This is a genomic window from Nocardia sp. NPDC004722, from assembly GCF_053601505.1.
Genome location: NZ_JBSGBY010000712.1, coordinates 1 through 3,975 on the forward strand (window position 1 = coordinate 1; position 3,975 = coordinate 3,975).

Here is a 3,975-nt window from a genome sequence, read left to right on the forward strand (position 1 = left end):
CCGCGTTGACGGCGGTCAGCCCGGACAGAAACACCAGCCCGTGCCCGGCCCCGGCCAGGGCCGCGGCCACCAGCAGCAGCCACAGCGACGAGGCCGCGCCCGCCACCGCCAGCAACACCAGCCCGGCCGCCAGCAGCGGCAGGCCCGTAAGGTCCAGGGCCCGTTCGGATCTGCCGTAACCCAGCAGCTGCGCCACCGCCCAGGCCAGCGGCAGCAGGGCCGCGGCGGCGCTGGCGACCACCAGATTGCCGCTGCCCGACAACGTGGCCGCATAGGTGGGCACCAGGGTCAGCGACACCCCCACCACCGCGAAACCCAGGAAGGTCGCCGAACCCGCGGCCGCGAAGGTGCGGCCCATCCCGGCCGGGATGCTGGGCCGCCGCGGCCGCCAGCGCGTGCGGACGCCGGTCTCGGGCAGCCCGGCCACGACCACCACCGCCGGAATCAACAGCAGTAGGTGGGCGAGGAACGGCGTCACATAGGGGGCCGGAAGATACTGCGCCACCAGCGCACCCAGCAGCGGACCGGCCGCCATGCCCCCGGCGGTGGCGAGCGCCGCGACCAGGGCCGCACGCCGTCGATCACCGCGCGGCTCGAGCTCGGTGATCGACGCGGTCAGCGTCCCCGAGGCCGCACCCAGCGCCACACCCTGCAGAATCCGCGCGGCGAACAACCACCCGACCTCGTCGGCCACCGCGAATCCGGCACTGCCGAGCGCGGCCAGCCCGAGCGCGGGCAGCAGAATTCTCTTCCGCCCCACCGCGTCCGAGGCCGGACCGGCGATCAGCAGCGACGGGATCAGCGCCCCGACATAGACCGCGAACACCAGCGTCGTGGTCAACGCCGAGATCCCGAAGCGCTGCGCGTACCCGTGATACAGCGGTGTCGGGATGTTGGTGCCGGTCAACAGGATCAGCAGCGCGTACGCCGTGCCCCAGAATCGCACTCGGCTCCCCATCGGTGAATCATGCTGCAGCCCAGCGCCTCCCGGGTCGACTGTGACCGATCGCTCGAGTGTCATGCGTTCCTCCCTGCCCAACATGTTCGATGATTCCGAACATAACAGGATGTTCGGAAATTGTGAACATGTGGATTAGGCTGGAGCCCATGGCAAGCCGAACCGCCAACGAACTGCTCCACCCCGGCCGCGACGAGCTGCGATTCACCACCGTGCTGGCCGCGCTCTCCGACCCCGTGCGCCTGCGGATCGTGGCGCGCCTAGCCGCAGCCGACGACGCCGAGCTCGCGTGCACGACCTTCGATCTACCGGTCAGCAAATCCACCCAGAGCGGACACTTCAAGACCCTGCGCGAGGCGGGTGTGATCGCCCAGCGCGACGAGGGCACCCGGCGACTCAACCGCTTGCGCGCCGACGACCTCGAGGCCCGCTTCCCGGGCCTGCTGGCGATGGCGATCCGCCACGGCCGCGGCCCGAGCGTGGGCGACTAGCGGACCTCAGTCGCGATACACGCCGCGATAGGCGTCGATGGTTTCCACCAGGTGATCGACGATCTGATCGCGCGTGGCGCGCAGCGTGCCGTTGAGCCACGCCGAGAACATGCCCGCATTGCCCGAGGCCATGGTGACCGCGGCCAGCCGCCGCCGCACCGGATCGTCGATGTGGGCGAAGAGATGATCCTGGATCAGGCGGGTGAAGGCGGGCATCACCGCGATCGTGGTCTGCCCCAGCCCCGTCGAGGAATACGGCTCCACCAGAAACAGCCGCGACTTGCGCGGATCCTGCAACACCTTGTCCACCAGCGCTTCCGACAACGCCCGGTCCCGGTCGGGATCATCGACCACGGCGAAGGCGGTCATCGGATCCAGGAACTCCTCGGCGATCTGACGGTAGAGCACATCGAGCAGTTCGTCTCGGCTGGCGAAGGATTCGTAGAAGTAGCGGTCGGTCAGGGTGGCGCGGCGGCAGACCGCGCGCATGGTCACCGCGCCCGCCCCGGATTCGCCGATCAGATCCAGTGCGGCCTCGAGCAGCGCGGTGCGGCGCGCCTCACGGCGTTCGGTGAGGGTGGTCCCGCCCCAGATGCGGGGTTCGGCGTCGGAGGGCGGTTGCTCGGTCTGCACCGGGTCAAGAGTAATGCCCGGTGCCGGGCGGGCACGCACACCCGGCACCGGACCGATCGGTATTGATCGGACGCTCAGCTGGTGACCACGCAGGCGCTGCCCAGATTCAGGCCCGTACCGACCCTCACCAGCGCCCACTGCGACCCGTTGTAGGACCAGGCCTGCACGTAGTGCTGGCCCGTCGCGGTCGGCGTCCAGCTCGAGGTGGCGCTGCCGCCGCTGCCGAGACTGAACTGCTGCGGATTGAAACTGCCCGACGCGCTGTCGTAGAGCCACACGTACTCGTTGGGACTGCCGTTCACGGTGACCGTGTAGGAGCAGTTGGTGCCGTAACCGCCGCCGATACTCGTGCCGGTGGCCACCGTGACGCTGGTGACGTACGCCCCGGCGTCGGGCGCGGCGAGCACGAGTGCCGCGCCGGCGGCGGCGAAGGTGGTGAATGCGGTGAGGGCCGACTTCCGTGACCGGATCATCGTCGATCATCTCCCCAGAGGAGGGTGAATGCGGGAACTGCGACGCCATTGGCGCATAAGGGAAGTGTCGGCGTTGCGGGGACCCGACACGCGCGTATCGGACTACTCGTTGCGTACCTCCCGGCACTGCCGCGTGCTGGAAGATCGCCCGCAACCGGCAGGTTCGCCGTGGTTGAAGCGAAAACCGCACCGCCCCTAACGATCCCCTAATTCAGCCGCCCGATTCGCCGAATAGCTAACGCACCGCTAACGTTCCGATTGTCCGGGTTCGTGGGAGGCGGCAACGCGCAGACGCCCCCCCGTCGACGGGCACGGCGAGCCGGCTTCCCCGCGGCTCGCACCCGCGTCCCGCGCCAGCGTGGGTGCCGCGAAAACCGGCGTCGCCGAACCGGACCCGATCCCGGCTTCGGCGACGCCGCCCGGTTGTGATCGAGCACGATTTCCCCCGCAAAGGCTCCGGGATGCGCGCGGCGCTGCCATGATCGACACTGCTCGTTCCAGTTTCGATCACCACCGTGAATCCCACTGGCTCCCAGAAACGCTCGCGGTGAGAAGGACCCGCTCATGGCCCGAACCCTCTACGCCGAAGCGCCCGCCGCGCCCGAAACCCTCGAACCCTCCGGGTGGGGACGGCATCTGGGCGTCAGCGACGACATCGCCGACGGCCTCTACTCCGACCAGCTCGGCGCCCTGATCTTCGTCCGCAAACTGGTGCGCTGCGGCTACGCGTTCAACGCCGTGATCGCGGTGCTGGTGTGGGCCGCGATCGCGGTGTGGGGGCGGTATTCCGGACCGCGCACCTTCCACGACTGCACCTCGGTGCCGGGACTGTCGGCGGGCTGCGATCCGGCCCTGCCGGGCTGGATCCTCGGGACCGCCAGCGGATTCGTGATCGCGGCGGTGCTGTTCGCGTTGATGTCGCTGCCGTGCTTCGTGGTCGGCTACGCCGTGCGCTGGGCGGCGAAGGCGATGGCCGACCGCAACTAGTCCGGCGTGCTCGCACCCTCGACGATCTCGCGCAGGGCCGCGATATGGCCGTCGAAGGCGCTGCGCCCGGCCGGGGTGAGCCGGGCGCGGACCTTGCGGCGGCTGCCCTCGAGGCGGCGCTCGGTGGCGACGTAACCGGCTTCCTCGAGCGTCGCGAGCTGTTTGGACAACGCCGAATCCGACAGGCGCAGCCGGTCCTTGAGGAACGCGAACTCCGCCCACTCCGCCGCTGCCAGAGTCGCGACCAGATTCAATCGCGTACTGGGATGGATCAATTCGTCGAAGCGGGGCGCGCTCATGCGTGCGCCCACCGGCGCAGCACCCGCAGCATCTCCGGGCCGCCGAAGCCGATGATCGCCGCCACCGTCAGCGCCGCGAAGGTGCCGGTGTGCTCGGCGCCGTCGGCGCGCAGCGCGAACGCGAGCGCGACGGT

The 3,975-nt window shown here is 69.7% G+C and carries 6 protein-coding genes; 2 read left to right on the plus strand and 4 right to left on the minus strand.

What is annotated here, in order from left to right:
* On the minus strand, positions 1-958 hold a 958-nt coding region (locus ACWELQ_RS40395; protein ID WP_452402274.1), incomplete at its 3' end, for an MFS transporter.
* Positions 959-1,107: 149 nt separating this feature from the next.
* Here ACWELQ_RS40395 and ACWELQ_RS40400 point away from each other — a divergent pair.
* Positions 1,108-1,449, plus strand: coding sequence for an ArsR/SmtB family transcription factor (locus ACWELQ_RS40400; protein WP_452402275.1), 342 nt, complete (start codon positions 1,108-1,110; stop codon positions 1,447-1,449).
* A 6-nt stretch (positions 1,450-1,455) separates the two neighbouring features.
* Here the strand turns inward: ACWELQ_RS40400 and ACWELQ_RS40405 are convergent, their stop codons facing one another.
* On the minus strand, positions 1,456-2,082 hold the full coding sequence (locus ACWELQ_RS40405; RefSeq protein ID WP_452402276.1) for a TetR/AcrR family transcriptional regulator: 627 nt from the start codon (positions 2,080-2,082) through the stop codon (positions 1,456-1,458).
* A 74-nt stretch (positions 2,083-2,156) separates the two neighbouring features.
* Positions 2,157-2,555 (minus strand): hypothetical protein, encoded by a 399-nt coding sequence (locus ACWELQ_RS40410; RefSeq protein WP_452402277.1) that lies wholly within the window; start codon positions 2,553-2,555, stop codon positions 2,157-2,159.
* Positions 2,556-3,119: 564 nt separating this feature from the next.
* On the opposite strand from ACWELQ_RS40410, the gene ACWELQ_RS40415 reads away from it, so the two are divergent.
* Positions 3,120-3,542, plus strand: coding sequence for a hypothetical protein (locus ACWELQ_RS40415; RefSeq protein WP_452402278.1), 423 nt, complete (start codon positions 3,120-3,122; stop codon positions 3,540-3,542).
* On the opposite strand, the gene ACWELQ_RS40420 is transcribed toward ACWELQ_RS40415, so the two are convergent.
* A complete protein-coding gene (locus ACWELQ_RS40420) occupies positions 3,539-3,841 on the minus strand; it encodes a transcriptional regulator (protein ID WP_452402279.1) in 303 nt (100 codons plus the stop codon). The genes ACWELQ_RS40415 and ACWELQ_RS40420 overlap by 4 nt on opposite strands.
* Positions 3,842-3,975: the final 134 nt, after the last annotated feature.